The 22,148-nt window shown below is 57.3% G+C and carries 18 protein-coding genes; 11 read left to right on the forward strand and 7 right to left on the reverse strand.

All coding sequences use genetic code 11. The annotated features are described in order from the left end of the window. Positions 1-91 precede the first annotated feature (91 nt). Positions 92-2,641 carry a peptidoglycan glycosyltransferase/peptidoglycan DD-transpeptidase MrcA gene (mrcA, locus tag SB719_RS13730; RefSeq protein ID WP_293005876.1) on the forward strand — a complete coding sequence of 850 codons (2,550 nt, stop codon included), beginning with the start codon at positions 92-94 and terminating at the stop codon, positions 2,639-2,641. Between the two features lie 31 nt (positions 2,642-2,672). Here mrcA and nudE read toward each other — a convergent pair whose 3' ends face one another. After that, positions 2,673-3,239, reverse strand: coding sequence for an ADP compounds hydrolase NudE (nudE, locus tag SB719_RS13735; RefSeq protein ID WP_065648563.1), 567 nt, complete (start codon positions 3,237-3,239; stop codon positions 2,673-2,675). A gap of 388 nt (positions 3,240-3,627) precedes the next feature. Here nudE and SB719_RS13740 point away from each other — a divergent pair, with 388 nt between their 5' ends. From SB719_RS13740 to pckA, 5 genes are all read left to right on the forward strand, one after another. Further along, positions 3,628-5,763, forward strand: coding sequence for an intracellular growth attenuator family protein (locus SB719_RS13740; RefSeq protein WP_313066961.1), 2,136 nt, complete (start codon positions 3,628-3,630; stop codon positions 5,761-5,763). A gap of 42 nt (positions 5,764-5,805) precedes the next feature. Further along, positions 5,806-6,096 (forward strand): hypothetical protein, encoded by a 291-nt coding sequence (locus SB719_RS13745; RefSeq protein WP_292974406.1) that lies wholly within the window; start codon positions 5,806-5,808, stop codon positions 6,094-6,096. A 13-nt stretch (positions 6,097-6,109) separates the two neighbouring features. Continuing rightward, positions 6,110-6,511: a ribosome-associated heat shock protein Hsp15 gene (gene hslR, locus SB719_RS13750; RefSeq protein WP_065648561.1), complete on the forward strand. Its 402-nt coding sequence runs from the start codon at positions 6,110-6,112 to the stop codon at positions 6,509-6,511. A 25-nt stretch (positions 6,512-6,536) separates the two neighbouring features. Next, positions 6,537-7,409, forward strand: coding sequence for an Hsp33 family molecular chaperone HslO (gene hslO, locus SB719_RS13755; RefSeq protein WP_412159305.1), 873 nt, complete (start codon positions 6,537-6,539; stop codon positions 7,407-7,409). Positions 7,410-7,677: 268 nt separating this feature from the next. After that, a complete protein-coding gene (gene pckA / locus SB719_RS13760; RefSeq protein WP_314687601.1) occupies positions 7,678-9,297 on the forward strand; it encodes a phosphoenolpyruvate carboxykinase (ATP) in 1,620 nt (539 codons plus the stop codon). 53 nt (positions 9,298-9,350) lie between these two features. On the opposite strand, the gene envZ is transcribed toward pckA, so the two are convergent. Together envZ and ompR are read right to left on the reverse strand one after the other, a co-directional pair. Next, on the reverse strand, positions 9,351-10,709 hold the full coding sequence (envZ, locus tag SB719_RS13765) for a two-component system sensor histidine kinase EnvZ (protein WP_065648558.1): 1,359 nt from the start codon (positions 10,707-10,709) through the stop codon (positions 9,351-9,353). Further along, positions 10,706-11,425, reverse strand: coding sequence for a two-component system response regulator OmpR (gene ompR / locus SB719_RS13770; protein WP_001157751.1), 720 nt, complete (start codon positions 11,423-11,425; stop codon positions 10,706-10,708). The genes envZ and ompR overlap by 4 nt, the downstream gene beginning before the upstream one ends. 497 nt (positions 11,426-11,922) lie before the next feature. On the opposite strand from ompR, the gene yjbE reads away from it, so the two are divergent. After that, a complete protein-coding gene (gene yjbE / locus SB719_RS13775) occupies positions 11,923-12,162 on the forward strand; it encodes an exopolysaccharide production protein YjbE (RefSeq protein WP_304234141.1) in 240 nt (79 codons plus the stop codon). A 56-nt stretch (positions 12,163-12,218) separates the two neighbouring features. On the opposite strand, the gene greB is transcribed toward yjbE, so the two are convergent. Beyond that, positions 12,219-12,704, reverse strand: coding sequence for a transcription elongation factor GreB (greB, locus tag SB719_RS13780; protein ID WP_065648556.1), 486 nt, complete (start codon positions 12,702-12,704; stop codon positions 12,219-12,221). A gap of 191 nt (positions 12,705-12,895) precedes the next feature. Here greB and SB719_RS13785 point away from each other — a divergent pair, with 191 nt between their 5' ends. Both SB719_RS13785 and SB719_RS13790 read left to right on the forward strand, forming a co-directional pair. Continuing rightward, positions 12,896-15,217 carry a Tex family protein gene (locus SB719_RS13785; RefSeq protein ID WP_412159317.1) on the forward strand — a complete coding sequence of 774 codons (2,322 nt, stop codon included), beginning with the start codon at positions 12,896-12,898 and terminating at the stop codon, positions 15,215-15,217. A 126-nt stretch (positions 15,218-15,343) separates the two neighbouring features. Continuing rightward, positions 15,344-17,029 carry an alpha-amylase family glycosyl hydrolase gene (locus tag SB719_RS13790; RefSeq protein ID WP_314687608.1) on the forward strand — a complete coding sequence of 562 codons (1,686 nt, stop codon included), beginning with the start codon at positions 15,344-15,346 and terminating at the stop codon, positions 17,027-17,029. Here SB719_RS13790 and bioH read toward each other — a convergent pair. Further along, positions 17,010-17,783, reverse strand: coding sequence for a pimeloyl-ACP methyl ester esterase BioH (gene bioH / locus SB719_RS13795; RefSeq protein WP_065648553.1), 774 nt, complete (start codon positions 17,781-17,783; stop codon positions 17,010-17,012). The two genes, SB719_RS13790 and bioH, sit on opposite strands and share 20 nt — an antisense overlap. Before the next feature lie 35 nt (positions 17,784-17,818). Between bioH and gntX the strand changes: the two genes are divergently transcribed. Together gntX and nfuA are read left to right on the forward strand one after the other, a co-directional pair. After that, positions 17,819-18,496: a DNA utilization protein GntX gene (gntX, locus tag SB719_RS13800; RefSeq protein ID WP_292974379.1), complete on the forward strand. Its 678-nt coding sequence runs from the start codon at positions 17,819-17,821 to the stop codon at positions 18,494-18,496. Positions 18,497-18,554: 58 nt separating this feature from the next. Then, on the forward strand, positions 18,555-19,130 hold the full coding sequence (gene nfuA / locus SB719_RS13805) for a Fe-S biogenesis protein NfuA (RefSeq protein WP_039380973.1): 576 nt from the start codon (positions 18,555-18,557) through the stop codon (positions 19,128-19,130). A gap of 39 nt (positions 19,131-19,169) precedes the next feature. On the opposite strand, the gene malQ is transcribed toward nfuA, so the two are convergent. Together malQ and SB719_RS13815 are read right to left on the reverse strand one after the other, a co-directional pair. Continuing rightward, positions 19,170-21,224: a 4-alpha-glucanotransferase gene (gene malQ, locus SB719_RS13810; protein ID WP_314687611.1), complete on the reverse strand. Its 2,055-nt coding sequence runs from the start codon at positions 21,222-21,224 to the stop codon at positions 19,170-19,172. A gap of 133 nt (positions 21,225-21,357) precedes the next feature. Next, entirely contained in the window at positions 21,358-22,116 is a 759-nt protein-coding gene (locus SB719_RS13815; RefSeq protein ID WP_065648550.1) for a DeoR/GlpR family transcriptional regulator, read from the reverse strand. Between the last annotated feature and the right edge of the window lie 32 nt (positions 22,117-22,148).

Consider the following 22,148-nt stretch of genomic DNA (forward strand, 5'->3'; position numbering starts at 1 on the left):
ATGACGGGTATATCAAAGCGTCAGGCTTGCCTTTATACTACCGCGCGATTGTTTATAAACTGCCCAAACGCCAACAGATGGGAATTCTCAGGTGAAGTTCGTAAAGTATTTATTGATTCTTGCAGTGTGTTGCATTTTGCTGGGAGCCGGTACGGTTTATGGCTTGTACAAATACATAGAGCCGCAGCTGCCCGATGTGAACACATTGAAAGATGTGCGTCTGCAGACGCCGATGCAGGTTTACAGCGCCGAGGGCGAGCTGATCGCCCAGTATGGTGAGAAACGCCGCGTACCGCTGACGCTGAAGCAGATGCCGCCAGAACTGATCAAAGCATTTATCGCTACCGAAGATAGCCGCTTTTATGAGCATCACGGCGTCGATCCGGTGGGGATTTTTCGTGCTGCCAGCATCGCACTGATGTCAGGCCATGCCTCGCAGGGAGCCAGTACGATTACTCAGCAGCTGGCGCGTAACTTCTTTCTGAGCCCTGAACGTACGCTGATGCGTAAAATCAAAGAAGCGTTCCTGGCGATCCGCATTGAACAGCTGCTGAGCAAAGATGAGATCCTTGAGCTCTACCTTAATAAAATCTACCTCGGCTATCGCGCTTATGGCGTTGGCGCGGCGGCTCAGGTCTATTTTGGTAAAACGGTCGATCAGCTGTCGCTAAGTGAAATGGCGATGATCGCGGGTCTGCCAAAAGCGCCCTCAACCTTTAACCCGCTCTATTCGCACAGCCGGGCGCTGGCGCGCCGTAATGTAGTACTGGCGCGCATGCTGGATCAAAATGACATCACACAGCAGCAGTATGAAGAGGCCCGTAATACGCCGCTGACCGCCAGCTATCACGGTCCTGAGATCGCTTTTTCTGCCCCTTATCTCAGTGAAATGGTGCGTCAGGAGATGGTGAAACGTTACGGCGACCGCGCCTATGACGACGGCTACAAGGTATATACCACCGTAACCCGTCGCCTGCAGGAAGCGGCGCAGCAGGCGGTACGTAACAATGTCATGGCTTATGATATGCGCCATGGCTACCGCGGCCCGACCACCGTGTTATGGAAAGTCGGTGAGACAAGCTGGGATCAGGCCCGTATTCTGAAAACGCTGAAAACGCTGCCTGCCTACGGACCGCTGAATGCGGCAGTGGTGACCAGTGCCAGTGCTCAGGAGGCCACGGCCTTACTGAAAGATGGCAGCACGGTCGCGCTGAAGCTCTCCGGCGTGCGCTGGGCTCGGCCTTATAAATCAGACACGCTGCAGGGACCGACACCGCGCACCATTACGCAGGTGCTGCAGGCCGGTCAGCAGATCTGGGTGCGTAAAGTGGGCGATGAGTGGTGGCTGGGTCAGGTTCCGCTGGTGAACTCTGCGCTGGTATCACTGAATCCGGAAGATGGCGCGGTGCGTGCGCTGGTGGGCGGATTCGATTTTAATCAGAGCATGTTTAACCGTGCTACCCAGGCGCTGCGTCAGGTGGGATCAAACATCAAGCCGTTTCTCTATACCGCCGCGATGGATCGTGGCCTGACGCTGGCTTCGATCCTCAATGATGTTCCGATCTCCCGCTGGGATGCCGGTGCCGGCGCTGACTGGCGGCCTAAAAACTCGCCGCCAACCTATGCCGGCCCTATCCGTTTGCGTCAGGGGCTGGGAGAATCTAAAAACGTGGTGATGGTACGCGCCATGCGCGCCATGGGTGTCGATTATGCTGCAGAATATCTGCAGCGCTTTGGCTTCCCGGCGCAGAATATTGTTCATACCGAATCGCTGGCGCTGGGTGCCGCTTCATTTACACCGCTGCAGGTGGCGCGTGGCTATGCGGTCATGGCAAACGGCGGTTTTCTGGTTGACCCCTATTTCATCACCCGCATTGAGGATGAGCAGGGCGGCGTAATTTTTGAAACCCGGCCTAAAATCGCCTGTCCGCAGTGTAATCTGCCGGTGATTTACGGCGATACCAGGAAGTCAGTCGCGCTGAATGAAGAGAGCGTGGAGAACGTTGCCACCTCTGATGAGTCGCAGAACCAGTCGGTGCCAAAGCCGGCGCTGGAGCAGGTTCCGGCACAGTCGCAGCCAGCAGGCGATCAGCAGTATGCACCGCATGTGATTAATACGCCGCTCTCGTTCCTGATCAAAAGCGCGCTTAACTCCAATATTTTTGGCGAGCCCGGCTGGATGGGTACAGGCTGGCGTGCCGGACGCGATCTGAAGCGGAATGACATTGGCGGAAAAACCGGTACGACCAACAGCTCTAAAGATGCCTGGTTCTCCGGCTATGGTCCGGGTGTGGTGACGTCGGTCTGGATCGGCTTTGATGATTCACGCGCGCTGGGACGTTCAACCGTGTCGGGGGCAATTCCGGATCAGATTTCCGGTTATGAAGGCGGCGCCAAGAGCGCGCAGCCGGCGTGGGATGACTACATGAAATCTGCGCTGGAGGGCGTCCCGGTGCAGCCGCTGACGCCGCCGGATGGCGTGGTGACCGTTACCATCGACCGTGCAACCGGTAAACTGGCTAACGGCGGTGGCAATACGCGTCAGGAATATTTCATCAACGGTACACAGCCCACGGAGTATACGGTGCACGACGTCGGCACGACCATTATGGACAATGGCGAAAGCCACGAACTGTTCTGATAATAAGGCGCCTGCGGGCGCCTTTCTTTATTCAGTAATCAAGCCGGCCCTGTTTTACCAGCCATTCGCGCACCAGAAACAGCGCACTGACATTACGCGCCTCGCTGAAATCAGGTTCTTCCAGCAGCGCCAGCAGGTTCTTCAGCGGCCAGCGCCGTACCACCAGTGGCTCAGGCTCATCACCTTCCAGTTTCTCTTCATAGAGTCCTTCTGCCACAACGATATTCATTTTACTGGAGAAGTAAGAGGGTGCCATCGTGAGCTTGCCCAGCGCTTCAAGGCGGGTCGCTCCGTAGCCGACCTCTTCTTTCAGTTCGCGGTCAGCCGCCTCAAAGGCGCTTTCGCCCGGATCGATCAGTCCCTTAGGGAAACCAAGCTCATAGCTTTCCAGCCCTACCCCATACTCCTGAATCAGAATCACGTCGTCGCCGAGAATCGGCACAATCATTACCGCTTCGCGTTCAGAAGGTTTCATGCGCTCATAAACACGGCGTGCACCATTGCTGAAAGCGAGATCGACGGCTTCAATGGTAAACAGGCGGGAGCGCGCCACCGCTTCTACCTTGAGGATGTCAGGTTTTTTCAATGGAGTGGTCATATCAGCCTCAGACGTTGCACAACCTTGTGAAATGCGATAACGCCAGCATACCGAAGGCCGCGCAAATGTGCGACAGGCAACGTAGGCTAAGCCGCCGCCGGATTGCGCAGCCCGAAGTACGGCGTGTTCTCTGCCTGCCTGTTTTAAGCGTAAGTCAACGCTTTGGATCCAAATTCAGAAAATGCCGATATTTAATTGAGTATTGCCTGGTTACCATCCTATCAGGGATTAATCTAATAATTTATAATCCGATGATTTAGCGCATTATTTTATCTGTGTTTCTTCTTGTCAGAACCTCATCTGCTCGCCAGAATTGACACATCTTACGATTTTCGCCGGGAGTAGAACGTTAACGTGAAGGCATTTCGTTGGCTGGAATGAGCGTAGCATGAGCACTTTTATTGTCATCCTGACAGTGATGCTGGTCGGCTCATCATTAGCTGGTATCGCTTACTGGTACGCTATGCGGCATCGTCCGCCGTTAGCGCGACCCCTGCCGTTTATCAGTCCGCCCTGCCGCAAACTCTCTGATGATGAGCGCACTGCAGTAGAAAAGTATCTGGCTGCGCTGGCTAAACGTCAGCCGCCGCGCACCCGTGCGCGCTTTACCAGGGAGGCGGAAGCGCTAACGCTGACGGCACAAAGCAACAATGTCTATCCTGTTACCCGTTCTATTACCCGTTACGGCCTCTCAACCGACGATCCCCATAAATGGCGCTACTATCTGGATGAAGTTGAAGTACATCTGCCGCCGCTCTGGGAACAGTATATTGCAGACGAAAACTACGTTGAGCTGATCCGCACGCAGTCGCTGCCGCTGGTCATCTCTCTGAATGGTCACTCGCTGGTTAATTACGCCATTGAGCAACCTGCTCTGCCGCCGCTGATACAGCCTGCCAGTACCAACGCCTCTATCCGCAAAGCAGAGAGCGAAAACGTCGAATTACTGCGGGTACGCAAAGAGTCGCATGAGGAGTACCAGCTTTCGCGGCCTGACGGTACGCGTGAAGCCGTGGTTATCTGCTGCGCTTTTCTGCTGTTTTTTCTCGGTCTGGTGCTGCCAGGCAATCTCCTGATCTGGCTGGTAGCCCCTGGCTGCGTGATGATCGCCGTCAGCCTCTGGTTTCTCTGTCGTTTTCCCGGAGAGAAAGGCCTGCGCGATATTCACTGTCTGCGCGGCGCGCCGAAACGCTGGGGCCTGTTTGGTGAATCGAACCAGGAGCAGAGCAATATTTCGCTGGGTATTATCGATCTCATTTATCCGCCGCACTGGCAGCCCTACATTACCCACGATCTTGGACAGATCACCGAAGTGGATATCTATCTGAACCGCCAGGTCGTGCGTCAGGGGCATTTTTTGTCGCTGCAGGATGAGGTCAGAAATTTTCCGGTACAACGGTGGCGCAAGAATCTGGTACTGACCTGCGGTTCACTGCTGGTGCTGGCGATGCTGCTGACATGGATCCCGCTCAGTATGCCGCTCAAGCTGAGTCTGGCGTGGGTCAAAGGTACGGAAAGTATTCAGGTCGACAGCGTGGATAAGCTCTCTGCCCTGCCGCTGCACGTCGGCGATGTACTCAGGGTAACGGGGACCGGTATGTGCTCTGTGCCAGGCAATTACCAAAGTAATCGCACCTACACTTACATGCCTTTTGACTGCTCGGCTATCTACTGGAACAAAGCCGCTCCGCTGCCGCAGCCGCAGTCTGACATTATCGATAAGGCCGCCGCGCTGCTGGATACCACCCTGCGCCAGCTGCATCCGGAAACCAGCACCGATCCCAAGCTTAATCCGCAGCTCGCCTCCGCGATTCAGAAGTCAGGCATGATTCTGCTGGATGATTTTTCAGAGCTGGTGCTCAGGACACAGGATCTCTGCAGTCAGCAGCAGGATTGTGTCCGGCTGAAAAATGCCCTGGTGAATCTGGGCAATGCCAAAGACTGGGATTCGCTGATCCATCGTGCAGATACCGGCAAACTCAGCGGCATGAATGTGCTGTTAAGGCCTGTCAGTGCCGAAGCGCTGGAAAATCTGGTGAATACCGCGACCTCGACCTTCTTTTCCCGTGAGACCCGTCGTGCTGCGGAAACGCTTAACAGTCCGCCGCCGGGCGGTTTTCTCATTATCAGCGATGAAGGACGTCAGCTGGTGACGCAGCCGCAGCCTGCCGTTTCCCTGTTTGATCTTGACGCGCCTTCGCAGTGGCGCGAGCTGCAGCGTATCGCGGGCATGCTGCTGCATACCCCGTTCAGCGCCAGCGGTATTATCACCAGCATGAGTACGGATGCGAACGGGACGCGCCATATCATGCTGCATAACGAACCCGATGCAATGGCGCAGTGGCGCTACATTGGCAGCGTTGTGCTGATGCTGATACTGCTGGTTTCAGCGGTGGTAAACGGCTTGCTGACGCTGCGACGCATCCATCGTAACCGGCTGCGTATGGCGGAAATTCAGCAATACTACGATAAATGCTTTAATCATAATCTCAGCACTATGCAGAGCGTGCGCTCGCTGTTCTGACCCTCCGCCCTTGTGTGCTACCCTGTCGCGCGTTTTTTGGCAGTGGCTGACGGAGCCGGCATTTACGCTAAACTGATAGAGTGCGGCATCGCGTCGCACCTTGATTTCTCACTTTCTGCCCATATTTCCGGATATCTGCCGATTTGTCTCTGCGGCGTGTCGCCGCATAGCCTGTCGCATACTGCGCGACACGTTAATGACAGTGAACCCGTTCCGGCTAACGTCCGGCGCAGAGACTCAGGCGTCAGCCGCTTCGACGCCAGTCGGCCGCTACCCTTTTTCAGCGCCGCGCTGCCGGACCCGTTTACCGGTAAAGATGAAACGCTGCGTTAAAGCAGGAGCCACAATGAAAGAAAAAATCAGCGACGGCGTACGCCTTGATAAATGGCTGTGGGCCGCGCGCTTCTATAAAACCCGCGCGCTGGCACGTGAAATGATCGAAGGCGGCAAAGTTCACTATAACGGCCAGCGCAGTAAACCCAGCAAGCTGGTTGAGTCCGGCGCAGAATTAACGCTGCGACAGGGAAACGACGAGCGGACGGTTATTATCAACGCCATCAGCGATCAGCGCCGTCCCGCCAGCGAAGCGCAGCTGATGTATAGCGAAACCGACGCCAGCGTGGAAAAGCGGGAAAAAACGGCGCTGGCGCGCAAGATGAATGCGCTGACCATGCCACATCCGGATCGCCGGCCTGATAAAAAAGAGCGCCGTGATTTGATGAAATTTAAACTGTCGGGTGATGAATAGTTCGCACCCCTGTGAGAGAAAACTTATGTCTGTTCAAGATCAATTACACCGTTACCTGTTTGAAAACGTTGCCGTACGCGGCGAGCTGGTCAATGTCTCCCACACCTGGCATGAAATTGTGCGTAACCATGACTACGCAGAGCCGGTAAAAACGCTGCTGGGCGAGCTGCTGGTCGCAACCAGTCTGCTGACCGCCACGCTGAAATTTGACGGGGACATTACGGTACAGCTGCAGGGCGACGGCCCGCTGACGCTGGCAGTGATCAACGGTAATAACCGCCAGGAGCTGCGTGGCGTGGCGCGTGTGAAAGAGGATGCAAAGATTGCCTCCGGCAGTACGCTGAAAGAAATGGTGGGTAACGGCTATCTGGTGATTACCATTACGCCAGAAAAAGGCGAGCGCTATCAGGGTGTGGTAGGACTGGAGGCGGATACGCTGGCAGGCTGCCTGGAAGACTATTTCATGCGTTCTGAGCAGCTGCCTACCCGCCTGTTTATCCGCACCAATGAGCAGGGCGCGGCCGGTATTTTACTGCAGGTTCTGCCTGCGCAGGATACCAGTCAGGATGATTTCAATCATCTGGCCATGCTGACTGAAACGGTTAAAGCGGAAGAGCTGATTACGCTGCCGGCAAACGATGTGCTGTGGCGCCTCTACCATCAGGAAGAAGCCACTGTTTACGATCCGCTGCCCGTTATCTTCAAGTGCACCTGCTCACGCCAGCGCTGCGGTGAAGTGCTTAAAACGCTGCCAGAAAGCGAAGTGGATGAGATCCTGGCGGAAGATGGCAAAATCGATATGCATTGTGACTATTGCGGCACGCACTATGTCTATGATGCAGTGGATATTGCCGCCATCCGTAACGAATCTGTCAGCGACAGCGACCAGCTGCATTAATCCCGCCGCGGGCGGCCACGCCGCCCGTTTTGCATAAAACTATACCTCTATGTTTTTTCACGGAAATTAACTAATTTTCGCTAACTTTACTTTTATAAGTAGCCGATTTCTCCGCTTGTCACGTTCCAGTTCGCATTTTTAACTATCTTCACTTTCCGCTTCTGCTCAGATGTGTACACTGCGCGCGATCTGTTCTGCGCAACCGAGTGCGCCACGCGGCAGACACCCCCTAAAAATGCAATGAAGTACCGATTTAAGGAGCAGTCACATGCGCGTTAACGGCCTGACATCGCAAGACCTCGCCGACCTGGGCATCAGCGGCACTACCGAAGTGGTGTATAACCCTGACTATGACACGCTGTTTCAGGAAGAAACCCGCCCGGAGCTGGAGGGTTATGCGCGAGGCACCCTGACGCAGAGCGGCGCTATCGCCGTGGATACCGGCATTTTCACTGGCCGCTCACCGAAAGATAAATATATTGTCCGCGATGACACGACGCGTGACACGCTGTGGTGGAACGGTACCGGCAACGGTAAAAACGATAATCAGCCGCTTTCCCAGGAGACCTGGCAGGCGCTGAAGGATCGCTGTACGCAGCAGCTTTCAGGCAAACGCCTGTTTGTGATTGATGCATTTTGCGGTGCCAATCCTGACTCCCGCCTGAGCGTACGCTTTGTGATGGAAGTCGCCTGGCAGGCGCACTTTGTCAAAAACATGTTTATCCGTCCGACCGATGAAGAGCTGGCCAGCTTCACGCCTGATTTTGTGGTGATGAACGCGGCGCAGTGCACCAATCCGGACTGGCAGGCGCAGGGGCTGAACTCAGAAAACTTCGTTGCATTTAACCTCACTGAGCGCATGCAGCTGATCGGCGGCACCTGGTACGGCGGCGAAATGAAGAAAGGCCTGTTTGCCATCATGAACTACCTGCTGCCGCTGAAAGGCATCGCCTCAATGCACTGCTCCGCAAACGTGGGTAAAGCGGGCGACGTGGCCGTGTTCTTTGGCCTCTCCGGCACCGGTAAGACCACGCTCTCCACCGATCCTGAACGGCAGCTGATTGGCGATGATGAGCACGGCTGGGATGACGACGGCGTCTTTAATTTCGAAGGCGGCTGCTATGCAAAAACCATCAACCTGTCTGAACAGGCAGAGCCGGAAATCTATCGCGCCATCCGTCGCGATGCGCTGCTGGAAAACGTGGTAGTGCGTGCCGACGGCAGCGTGGATTACGCCGATGGCAGCAAAACCGAAAACACCCGCGTCTCCTATCCGATCAATCACATCGAAAACATCGTGCAGCCGGTGTCCAGGGCGGGTCACGCGAAAAAGGTGATTTTCCTTACGGCTGACGCGTTTGGCGTGCTGCCGCCGGTGTCACGGCTCACGCCAGAGCAGACGCAGTATCATTTCCTTTCCGGCTTCACAGCCAAGCTGGCCGGCACGGAACGCGGCGTTACGCAGCCGACGCCCACCTTCTCTGCCTGCTTTGGCGCCGCATTTCTGACCCTGCATCCGACGCAATATGCTGAAGTGCTGGTTAAGCGCATGGAAGCGGCAGGCGCACAGGCTTATCTGGTTAACACCGGCTGGAACGGCAGCGGCAAGCGTAACTCACTGAAAGATACGCGGGCGATCATCAATGCGATTCTGGCAGGCGAGCTGGATAACGCTGCGACCGAGACCCTGCCGGTGTTCAATCTGCAGATCCCGACGCAGCTGACCGGGGTGGACGCCGCCACGCTGGATCCGCGCCGCAGCTGGCAGAGCGAAGCGGAGTGGCAGCAGGCCGCGCAGGATCTGGCACAGCGTTTTATCACCAACTTTGAGAAGTATACTGACAACGACGCGGGTAAAGCGCTGGTACAGGCGGGTCCGCAGCTGTAAGCACGGCTGAGCAGTGGCAGCGGGCGGCATTATTGCCGCCCTTTTTTATCTGTTCAGGCGCTGTGCGCGACGCTGGCCAGCGCGGTGCTGTTTTCCGGCATCGGCAGCCAGGCGCGGATACGCAATCCGCCGCGCTCGCTGGCCCCGATCTCCAGCGACCCTTCATGCGCATCGATTATGCGCTGCACAATCGCCAGTCCCAGCCCGGTGCCGCTGGTGCTGCGGGCGCTGTCGCCGCGCACAAATGGCTGGAACAGATGCTGCAGCTGATCGGGTTTAATGCCGGGACCATCATCATCCACCTGGAACCAGGCGCGGTTAAGCTCCTGACCGCTGCTGACTTTGATCCAGCCGTTACCATAACGCGCAGCGTTGACCACCAGATTCGCCACCGCGCGTTTAATAGAGAGCGGATTGATATCCAGTATGAGCTCATCGGTCATGACCGCATTTTCAATCTCGCGTTCATAACCGCTTTCAGCCGCAACCACTTCTCCCAGCACGCTGTTGAGATCGGCCCGCTCGGTCTGCATCTCCTGCCCGGTGCGCAGATAATCGATAAACTGCTCAATGATGGCGTTGCACTCTTCGATATCTTTATTAATCGACTCAGCCAGATAGCCATCCTGCTCACCCATCATTTCGGTCGCAAGACGGATGCGCGTCAGCGGCGTGCGCAGATCGTGGCTGACACCCGCCATCAGCAATGTGCGATCGTCAGCCAGCTGCTTGACCCCTGCCGCCATCTGATTAAAGGCGCGTGTCACCGAACGGACCTCAGAGGCACCATATTCACGCAGCGGTGGCGGAATAATGCCTTTGCCCACCTGCAGCGCCGCGTGCTCCAGATCCACCAGCGGCCGGTTTTGCATCCGGATAAACAGCCAGGCTCCGCCAATCGCCAGCAGCATAATCGCCAGCGTGTAGCGGAACAGCGGTGAGAAGTCGCCCTGATGAATTTCCGTCAGCGGCACCCGTACCCAGATATCGGGCGAAAGCCAGGTTTTCAGCCAGACGACCGGCGAGTTTTTGTTGACCTCGACGCGCACATCGGTCGGGCCGCCAAGCTGCTGCGCCATCTGCTCACTAAGAAACTCATAGTGCTGCGCCCAGCGCAGCCCGCTCTCCTCTGCCGCCGCGTTGGTATAGAGCGAAATCCCCAGCTCGCGGTAAATTTCGCGCCGGAAGGCGGGTGGCACTTCCAGCTGTGTCCCATCTTCCAGCTGCAGCCGATCGGTCATCAGCATACGCACTTCGTAGGCTAGTACCTTATTAAACTGCTGCAGGCTGGGAAGAATAGCGAAGTTCAGCACCACCAGATACGTCGTTACCAGGCTGACAAACAGCAGGGTAACGATCAGCAGCAGGGTGCGGGCAAAGGAGCTGCGGGGCGAGAAGCGCAGTCGCCTCATGCTTTACTGCCGTCCGGCACAAAGACGTAGCCCAGACCCCAGACGGTCTGGATATAGCGCGGATGCGCGGGATCTTCTTCCACCATGCGGCGCAGGCGCGAAATCTGCACGTCGATTGAACGTTCCATGGCGCTGTATTCACGCCCGCGGGCCAGGTTCATCAGCTTGTCACGCGAAAGCGGCTCGCGCGGATGACTCACCAGCGCTTTCAGCACGGCAAATTCTCCGCTGGTCAGCGGCATAGGCTCATCTTCACGGAACATTTCACGTGTGCCGAGGTTCAGTTTGAATTTACCAAACGCGATTACCGCCTCTTCCTGTGACGGCGCACCCGGCAGCTCGTTGGCCTGACGGCGCAGTACCGCGCGGATACGCGCCAGCAGTTCACGCGGGTTAAACGGCTTGGGAATATAGTCATCGGCGCCGATTTCCAGTCCGACAATGCGGTCAACCTCTTCACCCTTAGCCGTTACCATGATAATCGGCATCGGGTTGCTCTGGCTGCGCAGACGGCGACAAATAGAGAGGCCATCTTCACCCGGCAGCATTAAATCCAGCACCATCAGATGAAAAGATTCACGCGTCAGCAGGCGATCCATCTGTTCAGCATTCGCGACACTGCGCACCTGAAAGCCCTGTTCGGTGAGATAGCGTTCCAGCAGCGCGCGCAGACGCATATCGTCATCAACGACCAGAATTTTGTAGTTCTCTTGCATGTTCAACTCCCAAAGGCGCCATTGCCTGAAGCAATATTGTGAGGATAAGGGACCTGTCTGTGACAGACATTTATGGTTTATATTCTAAGCGAAATTGTTACAAAGCATATTAAACAGGAGCTTATATTTAATTTCTTGCCTGAAATGCGGCTCTGCTCCCGCTTTTGGGCGCTGATTTTACCCTCTTTAGCGCTTGTCTGAAAAAACGGCACTTTTTCTCACTGCGCGTGGTTCAGTCACACTTTTCTGGCTGTGTGACGGCCTGCCCTGTACTTTCCCCCCAATTCAGCGGGATAGCACCCCCCAGCAGCACAAAACTGCGCAGATTCCGGTTAGCTCCTGATAACGCTCTCGGAAGAGTGCCAGCAGCGGTACGATCCAAGACCACTTGTAAATAAAGACAGTTAAATCAGCGAGTAAACACTACTTTCGTCCGGCCCGATGATCTCCGACACTTCTGCTGTATCGACCCTATCGGTGTCATGTGGAGAAGAAAAATGAAAAAAGTTGTTCTGCTGAGCGCGCTGGTTCTCTCCAGCCTTACCCAGGTTCAGGCGGCAACGTCAGTCGGTGAAGCCGCGGGTACGCAGGCGTCAACGACGGCAAAAGGCAACTCGGATGCAATTGGCGTGGGCGCGGTAGCAGCATTGCTGGGTGTGGCGCTGGCGACCATGGGCGGTGGTGATGGTAATGGCAGCAGCACCTCAACCACGACCGCAACGGTGCCGGGCAAGTAAGCGTCATAAAGCGGCCTGCGCTGCCTGTGACTGTCGTCACGTGCAGCGCAGTTCACTCATGCCGGGTTGTGATAGTTAATCTGATTCACAAACCAGGTCTTTTGTCCTTCAGGCGTATTAACGGTGACTTCATCATCGACCTCTTTTTTGATCAGCGCCCGCGCCATGGGAGAATCAATAGAGATGTACGCTTTCACATTGTCGCCATAGATCTCATCCGGTCCGACGATGCGAAAACGCTTTTTCTCACCCTGCTCATTCTCCACTTCAACCCACGCGCCGAAAAAGACCTTGCCCTCCTGCTGTGGGGCGTAATCAACAATTTTCAGTTCAGCGAGGCATTTGCGCAGGTAGCGTACCCGCCGGTCGATCTGCCGCAGCAGGCGCTTGTTATAGGTGTAGTCCGCATTTTCTGACCGATCGCCGAGGCTGGCGGCCCAGGAGACGATACGGGTGACCTCCGGACGCTTCTCATTCCACAGATGATCGTGCTCGGCACGCAGCTTGTTATAGCCTTCGCGGGTTATCAGTTGAGTTTTCATTACATCGGCTCATTCATGTCAGTTTTGCAGGTCGCCAGCTGCGTACAATAAGCGACGCTGCCGCAGGCAGCAAGATGCGGGCGCCATTCAGAAAAAGATGGATTGCCGCCCTGCCGGCTGGCAATTTACGCCCTCAGTCCGTATAACTGTCCCCTGTTTTTAACCCCGGATAAGCAAGATCGTTACTGATGATGAAAGATTCGCTGAGCCAGATTATCGCAGGTGAGTTGCAGGCACGCGCCGAACAGGTCGATGCCGCCGTACGCCTGCTGGATGAAGGGAATACCGTCCCCTTTATTGCACGTTACCGTAAGGAAGTCACCGGCGGGCTGGATGATACCCAGCTACGCGCGCTGGAGAGCCGCCTGAGCTATCTGCGCGAGCTGGACGATCGCCGCCAGTCAATTCTGAAGTCGATTGACGATCAGGGCAAACTCTCGCCGGAACTGGCGCAGGCTATCAACAGCACGCTGAGTAAAACCGAGCTGGAAGATCTCTATCTGCCCTATAAGCAGAAGCGCCGTACGCGCGGGCAGATCGCCATTGAAGCGGGCCTGGAACCGCTGGCTGAGTCATTGTGGAACGATCCCTCGCAGCAGCCGGAAGCGGTTGCGGCAGGCTTTGTGGATGCGGATAAAGGCGTGGCGGATACGCGCGCAGCGCTTGATGGTGCACGCTATATCCTGATGGAGCGGTTTGCCGAGGACGCTGCGCTGCTGGCTAAAGTGCGCGACTATTTGTGGAAAAATGCCCACCTGACGGCACGCGTCATTGAAGGCAAAGAAGATGCGGGCGCTAAATTCCGCGATTACTTCGATCATCACGAGGCGCTGAGCAGCGTGCCTTCGCACCGCGCTCTGGCGATGTTTCGCGGCCGCAACGAAGGTGTACTGCAGCTGTCGCTGAATGCCGATCCGCAGAGTGAAGAGGCACCACGTGAAAGCTATGGCGAAACGCTGATTGCCGATCACCTGGGTCTGCGGCTGAACAATGCGCCGGCTGACAGCTGGCGCAAAGCGGTGGTTAGCTGGACATGGCGCATCAAGGTGCTGCTGCATCTCGAAACTGAACTGATGGGAACTATCCGCGAACGCGCTGAAGATGAAGCGATCAACGTCTTTGCCCGCAATCTGCACGATCTGCTGATGGCCGCTCCGGCCGGGATGCGCGCGACAATGGGTCTCGATCCCGGCCTGCGCACGGGCGTGAAAGTTGCCGTAGTCGATGCGACCGGCAAGCTGGTGGCCACCGATACGGTCTATCCGCATACCGGTCAGGCGGCGAAAGCTGCTGCTGCCGTTGCAGCACTCTGCATAAAACATCAGGTTGAGCTGGTGGCGATTGGTAACGGAACCGCCTCGCGTGAAACCGAGCGCTTTTTCCTCGATGTGCAGAAACAGTTCCCGCAGGTCAGCGCGCAAAAAGTGATTGTCAGTGAAGCGGGCGCCTCTGTTTACTCCGCCTCCGAGCTGGCGGCTCTGGAATTCCCCGACCTCGACGTCTCGCTGCGCGGTGCAGTCTCTATTGCCCGCCGCCTGCAGGATCCGCTGGCCGAGCTGGTGAAAATCGACCCTAAATCAATTGGTGTCGGCCAGTATCAGCATGATGTCAGTCAGAGCCAGCTGGCGAAAAAACTGGATGCGGTGGTTGAAGATTGCGTCAACGCCGTCGGCGTCGATCTCAATACCGCCTCGGTCGCGCTGCTCACGCGCGTGGCGGGCCTGACGCGCATGATGGCGCAGAATATTGTCAGCTGGCGCGATGAAAACGGGCGTTTTCAGAATCGTCAGCAGCTGCTGAAAGTGAGCCGTCTCGGGCCAAAAGCGTTTGAACAGTGCGCCGGCTTTCTGCGGATCAATCACGGTGATAATCCGCTGGATGCCTCTACGGTGCATCCGGAAGCGTATCCGCTGGTGGAGCGCATTCTGTCTGCCACTGAGCAGGCGCTGGATGCGCTAATGGGGAATCCCGGCAGCCTGCGCGATCTTAACGCGCGCGACTTTACCGATGAACGCTTTGGTCTGCCAACCGTAACCGACATCATCAAAGAGCTGGAAAAGCCAGGCCGCGATCCGCGTCCTGAATTCAAAACCGCGCAGTTTGCCGAAGGCGTGGAAACCATGAACGATCTGCTGCCCGGCATGATTCTGGAAGGTGCCGTCACCAACGTGACGAATTTCGGTGCTTTCGTGGATATCGGCGTGCATCAGGACGGACTGGTGCATATCTCTTCCCTCTCCGATCGCTTCGTGGAAGATCCGCATCAGGTGGTGAAAGCGGGTGATATCGTGAAGGTCAAAGTCATGGAAGTGGATCTGCAGCGTAAACGTATCGCGCTCACGATGCGTCTGGATGAGCAGCCGGGTGAGAGCAACGCGCGCAGCGGTAGCCGTCCGGCTGCCAGAGAACCGGCGCGCGCAGCGAATCCGGCCAAAGCACGCGGTAAGCCTGCGGCGGCGGGCAACAGCGCAATGGGCGATGCGCTGGCTGCGGCTTTTGGTAAAAAGCGCTGATTTCAGCCCCCAGATTTGCCTGCAGCCGGCCCGGGGCTGCAGGTAACGGGTTGCGAAATCGTCCTGTCAGGCTACGCTGAAAAAATCTGTGTGATCCACTGACCTTCCGCGTGGCCTGACAATCTGATGGATAAAATCAACGCCCTGCTCGATGAGATCTATGAAGGACGCCTGCCCGCCATGGCGCGCGAGCGCCTGCTGTCACATATTCGCGCCGCGCGTGACAGCGTAAAGCTGCCGCGCAAAGCGCACTGGGATGAGAAAGATGTGGTGCTCATCACTTACGCCGATCAGTTTCGTGAGCCGGAACAGCCCACCCTCGCCAGTTTTACGCGCTTTTATCAGCAGCACCTGCAATCGGTCTTTAACCTGGTGCACCTGCTGCCCTTTTTCCCCTATTCGTCCGATGATGGCTTTTCGGTTATCGACTACCATAACGTCAATCCGATTTGCGGTGACTGGCAGCAGATTGCGGCGCTGCACAGCCAGACGCGGCTGATGTTCGATTTTGTCTGTAATCATATCTCGGCGCACAGCGCCTGGTTTCGCCACTATCTGGCGCAGGATCCGGGCTGGGATGATTTTTTTATCAGCATGCCGCCAGCCACCGATCTCAGCGCCGTAACCCGCCCGCGTACTTCGCCGCTGCTCACGCCTTTTACCCTGGCCGATGGTACCACGCGCTATATCTGGACCACCTTCAGCGCCGACCAAATCGACCTTAACTTCGCCAGCCCGGATGTGCTGATCCGCATGATCGGGGTACTGCTCGACTACCTGAAAAAAGGTGCGGACTATGTGCGGCTGGATGCGGTTGGCTATATGTGGAAAACACCAGGCACGCGCTGCATTCACCTGCACAAAACCCATTTGCTGGTGAAGCTGTTCCGGGCCGTTGCCGATGTCGTCGCACCGGGTACGGTGATCATCACAGAAACCAATGTGCCGCATCAGGATAACATCAGCTACTTTGGCCGCGGTGACGACGAGGCGCAGATGGTGTATCAGTTTTCTCTGCCGCCGCTGGTGCTGCAGGCGATCCATGCCGGTTCAGCGCGCGCGCTGCGTCAGTGGGCCGCCTCGCTGACGCCTGGCAGCGGCAGCACCACCTTTTTTAACTTTCTCGCCTCGCACGACGGTATTGGCCTGAATCCGGCGCGCGGCATTCTGTCAGAGCCTGAAATTGTTGCGCTGGTGCGTGAACTGGCGCTGGAGGGGGCGCTGGTGTCGTATAAAAATAATCCTGACGGCACCACCAGCCCTTATGAAATCAACGTTACCTATCTCGATGCGCTTAACCACCAGACCGACGATGATGAGACGCGCCTGCGCCGTTTCCTGCTGGCGCACGCCATTCTGCTGGCGTTTCCGGGCGTGCCCGCCATTTATATTCAGAGCATCCTCGGCTCGCGTAACGATAACGAAGGGGTGCGCGCTGCCGGCCACAACCGCGCCATCAATCGCGAAAAATATAGCCTGCGCGAAATGGAGCAGTGGATCAGCGGTGGCGACTGGCTGCGTCAGCAGGTGTTTGAACGGCTGAGTGCGCTGATCCAGCTGCGCACCCGTCAGCCCGCGTTTCATCCTGATAATGCCATGACGCTGCTGGAGAGCGACAATGCACTCCTGCTGTTTCGCCGCCATGCGCCAGATGAGGAGGGGCTGCTGTGTCTGTTCAACCTGAGCAGCCGTGAAATGACCACCACGCTGCCCCAGGCGCGCCATTATCAGGATCTGGTCAGCGGCCAAAAAGTGGACGGCGGCGCGCCGGTGACGCTGGCCGCATGGCAGTTTATGTGGCTGCGCGGATAAACTGCGTTACGTGCCCGCAGAACGCCTCAGGGTGTGAAATAAACGGTGCGTGCGCCGCCTTCTCCATTATCACCGACGGGGAGCCGGGCCAGCGCGTATCCAGCTCACCGGCAATACGGCGCGGGACCAGCCCATCCAGTGCACCATACAGGCGCAGAAACGGCACGCTAAGGTGGTCCAGCGCCTGACGTAAATCACTCTGCCGCAAAATCTCCAGACCGCCCTGCAGCGCCGCCACTGACGGCATCGGCTGCGACAGCACCACCTCTTTCAGCTGACGCGCATCCTGACGGGCGTTTTCTGTCCCCATGGTCTGCAATGCCAGAAAGCGCTCAACGGTACGCCGGAAATCGTCACTGAGCTGCTGCTGAAAGCCGGTCAGCGTGTCGGGTTTAATACCCGGCCAGCTCGCCTGTGCGGTGAAGCAGGGTGAGGAGGCCACGCTGATTAACGCAGCCACACGCGCGGGCTGCAGCAGCGCCAGCTGGCTGGCCACCAGCCCGCCCAGTGACCAGCCCAGCAGCGTGGCGCGATCAGGCAGCTGCGGCAGCAGGTGTTGCGCCATCTGCATCAGCGTCAGCGGACCAGCCGCGGCGCTGCGGCCAAACCCGGGCAGATCCACCAGATGCAGGCGAAAATGAGGGCTGAGTCGCGGAACAATGTGTTGCCACACTTCGGCGTTCAGTCCCCAGCCGTGCAGCAGCACAAGATCGCGATCGCCCGTGCCCGTGGTGTGCCAGTAAAGCGAACTCATCGGTTACACTCCCGAAAAGAGAAAAAGAGGTCGCTATGCTATCAACCCCGGCCCGCTGCTGGCTATGCCATCTTCCGCTGCAGATTGCCCATCACGGTCTGTGCAGTCTTTGTCTGCATCAGCTGCCCGCTCTGCCCGCGCTCTGCCCCTGCTGCGGCCTGCCTGCCACCACACCGCAGCGCTGCGGACGCTGCCTGAATCAGCCGCCGCCGTGGCACAGCTTAACCTGCGTCAGCGATTACATTCCGCCCCTGAGTCACTGGGTACAGCAGCTGAAATTTTCCCGCGCGATAGCACTCAGGGTGATGCTGGCGCGGCTGCTTTTGTTAAAATTGTTAACAAAGCGCCGGAGTGAACCCGATCCCGCGTTCGATTTGGTGCTGAGCGTGCCGCTGCATCACCAGCGCGCCTGGCAGCGTGGCTTTAATCAGTCTGCGCTGCTCGCGCAGCCGCTGGCACGCTGGCTGCGCTGTGAATATCGTGAAGGTGTCAGCCGGATACGGCAGAGCAGCGTCCAGCATCAGCTTGATGCCCGCGCGCGCCGTCATAATCTGCGTAGCGCATTCCGCCTTGAAATGCCGGTGCAGAATCGCCATATCCTGCTGATTGATGATGTGGTCACCACCGGCAGCACCGTAGCGGAAATCAGCCGCCTGCTGCAGGCTCAGGGCGCTGCCAGCATCCATATTGGCTGCCTGTGCCGTACCTTGTAGAGCGTCGGTGTTGGGCGTATTATAACCAGGTAATTTAGTCAACTATTGAGCAATCGCCATGATCCGTATTACTGATACTGCGCAAGAGCATTTCGCAAAACTGCTGTCAAAACAGGAAGATGGCACCCAGATCCGCGTATTCGTTATCAACCCGGGTACGCCAACCGCCGAGTGCGGCGTCTCCTACTGCCCGCCTGACGCGGTAGAAGCCACGGATACCGAACTGAAGTTCGATAAACTCTCCGCCTATGTGGACGAGCTGAGCGCGCCCTATCTTGAAGATGCAGAGATTGACTTCGTTACGGATAATCTCGGCTCCCAGCTGACCCTGAAAGCGCCAAACGCGAAAATGCGTAAAGTCTCTGACGATGCACCGATGGCAGAGCGGGTAGAGTATCTGCTGCAGGCACAAATCAATCCGCAGCTGGCCAGCCACGGCGGCCGTGTTTCGCTGATGGAGATCACTGATGATGGCATCGCCGTTCTGCAGTTTGGCGGCGGCTGTAACGGTTGCTCGATGATTGATGTCACGCTCAAAGATGGCATTGAGAAAGAGCTGCTGGCGGCCTTCCCGGAACTGAAAGGTGTCCGCGATCTCACTGAACATCAGCGCGGCGAACACTCCTACTATTGATGGTTTCATGCGGCAGCACGCTGTGCTGCCGCATTTTCGCTACGCTTTGCGCGCCTCGCTTACCGTTTTCAGCAGCTTCTTCACGTTGTTATCCGCAAACGCCTCTTCCAGCGTAAAGCTCCATTTGCGTCGCCAGTTAGGATACTCATCTGTCGTGCCCGGTACGTTAACCGGGGTCGTCATGCCCATCCAGTCTTCCGGCTGCAGGCCCAGCAGCGCGCTGCCGGTGAGCGCCAGAAAACGATGGATAGCCTGATTAAACGCCGGCGTCAGCGCCTGCTTTTCTGCCTGCTTTACACTGCGCGCCGGCATTGCGCCAGCCTGATGCAGCGCATCCAGCAGCGCCTGCTTCTGCTTAACGCGCTGCGCCTGCAGCGACTGCAGCGTGCTGCCTTTATACATCCCCAGCTTCTCACCCAGCGCCAGATCGTCTGCCTGCCAGAAGCCGCTCAGCGTAGGCAGATCGTGGGTGCTGGCACTGGCGATAGATTGCTGCGGATAGCTGTCGGGCAGGCGATAGCGCCCCTCTTTTTCCTGCTCAAAGAACAGTACTTTCCAGGAAAAAACGCCGCTGTCACGTAGCAGTCTGACAATTTCCTGCGGCACGGTGCCGAGATCTTCACCAATCACCATGCAGCGCAGCCGCTGACTCTCCAGCGCCAGAATCGCCAGCAGATCGTCTACCGGATAGGAGACATAGGCACCTTTATCCGCGTTTTCCCCGTGCGGGATCCACCACAGCCGCAGCAGGGACATCACATGGTCGATGCGCAGCGCGCCACAGTCGCGCATATTTGCGCGCAGCAGGTCGATAAACGGCTGATAACCACGTGCGCGCAGCACGTGCGGATCGAGCGGCGGCAGCCCCCAGTTCTGTCCCAGCGGTCCCAGCGGATCGGGCGGCGCACCGACCGAGGCGCCAAGTTTATACAGCTGCGGATCCTGCCAGGTTTCTGCACTATGTTCAGCCACACCCACCGCCAGATCGCGGTAGAGACCCACCGCCATACCCAGCTCCTGACTGCGCAGCCAGCAGTCGCTGAACTGCTGATGCGCCAGCCACTGCAGCCAGCTCCAGAAGCCAATTTCTTCTTCATGCTGCGCGCACCACGTCTGTACTTCAGGCTGTGCGGCATTGCGCCAGCCCTCCGGCCACGTTTCCCAGCCCCACGCCTGCCGATCCTGCCCGCTGCGCTCAGCCAGAATGCCGTCAAACGCCGCCTGGTAACGTAAAGGCTCGCCGCCCGCCGTCAGAAATGCCTGGAACGCCGTGTCATCCGCCGCCTGCGGCTGATACTGCTGCCAGGCGAGACGCAGCGCCTCCAGCTTGAGTGCCGCTACCGCCGTATAGTCAACCGCCTCTGCCGCACGCGCATTCTCCAGCGCCTTACGGGTTTTGGCACTTTTCCACCAGCGCTGCGCCGCTGCGCTCTGCTGAAACCCTGCCACCTGGCTGACGTCAATATAGAGAATATTCAGCCAGCGGCGCGATGCCGGGCTATAGGGGCTGGCAAGTTCAGGCTGCGCCGGATAGAGCGCATGCAGCGGGTTAAGGCCGATAAAATCGCCACCGTGCGCCGCCACCTGTTCCAGCATGCGCTTTAAATCGCCAAAGTCGCCGATACCCCAGTTCTGCTCTGAGCGCAGCGTATAGAGCTGCACCAGCGCCCCCCAGCGCTTTTCTCCCTGTGCCAGCGGCTCAGGCAGATAGCAGCGACGCGGCGCGATAATCAGGCGCGACTGCCACTGCTGACGTCCCTTACGCAGGCTGAGCTGATGGTAGCCCTGCGCCAGACGCGGCGGCAGCGTCAGCCGCTCACCGCCCTGTACCGTGCCGCTGTGGCTTTTACCCTGCTCGGTGGTCAGATGCCAGGTAAATTCTCCTTTGCCATTCACCGTGAGTTCACGTCGTGCGCGCGCCACAAAGACCTGCACCGGCGGCACCGGCGGCGTTTTGCCGGCAGGCGCTTCCATCACCCTCAGCAGCGCCTCTTTAGTCTCATCGCTGATGGTTTCCTGTTCCCCTCTGGCATTCACAAAACGCAAAGCAATTCCCGCCGCTTCTGCGGCCTTATCCAGTTTACTGAGAGACATCAACGCTCCTTTCGCGTCCGGGCTAGCGGCTACTGCTCAAAAGGATAAGTAAAGTCGCGCCTGGTGAAAAAAGCGACCGGATCAGGACGGAGAGGATAAAAATAGCTGGCCGGGCACACAGCCCGGCACAGGATCAGCAGAGTTCGAGATGGACCTCGTGCTGCTCGATCACTTTAAGCACGCTGGCAGGAGGCTTCTGGTCCGTATACATATAATCAATCAGTCCCATGTTGCCCAGATTGACCATGGCGTTACGCCCGAACTTTGAGTGATCCACAACCAGCATTACGCAGCGCGAATTGTCGATGATGGCCCGTTTGGTGCGCACTTCATGATAGTCAAACTCCAGCAGCGAGCCGTCCATATCGATGCCGCTGATACCGAGAATGCCGTAGTCGAGGCGGAACTGAGAAATAAAGTCGAGCGTGGCTTCGCCCATGATCCCGCCATCACGCGTGCGCACTTCTCCGCCGGCAATGATCACCCGGAAATCGGGCTTGCCCATCAGCAGAATGGCAACGTTCAGATTATTAGTGACAATGCGCAGATCGTTATGGTTCAGCAGCGCATGGGCTACCGCTTCCGGGGTGGTGCCAATATCAATAAACAGCGTTGCGCCATCGGGGATCTGGCTGGCCACGCGCGCGGCAATGCGGGCTTTTTCTGCTGACCACATCATTTTGCGATCCTGCCAGGCGGTGTTTTCCGAACTGGAGGGGAGTGCCGCGCCGCCGTGATGGCGCTGAATTTTGTTCTGATCGGCCAGATCGTTTAAATCGCGGCGGATGGTTTGCGGACTGACCGCAAAATGCTCAACCAGCTCTTCCGTACTGACATACCCCTGACGCCGGACCAGATCGATAATGGCGTCATGACGTTGCGTCTGCTTCACATCTCTCTCCTCGGCTTGCAGCCGTGTTCTTT

Source organism: Pantoea sp. SIMBA_079, from assembly GCF_046940275.1.
Lineage (GTDB): Bacteria > Pseudomonadota > Gammaproteobacteria > Enterobacterales > Enterobacteriaceae > Pantoea > Pantoea borealis.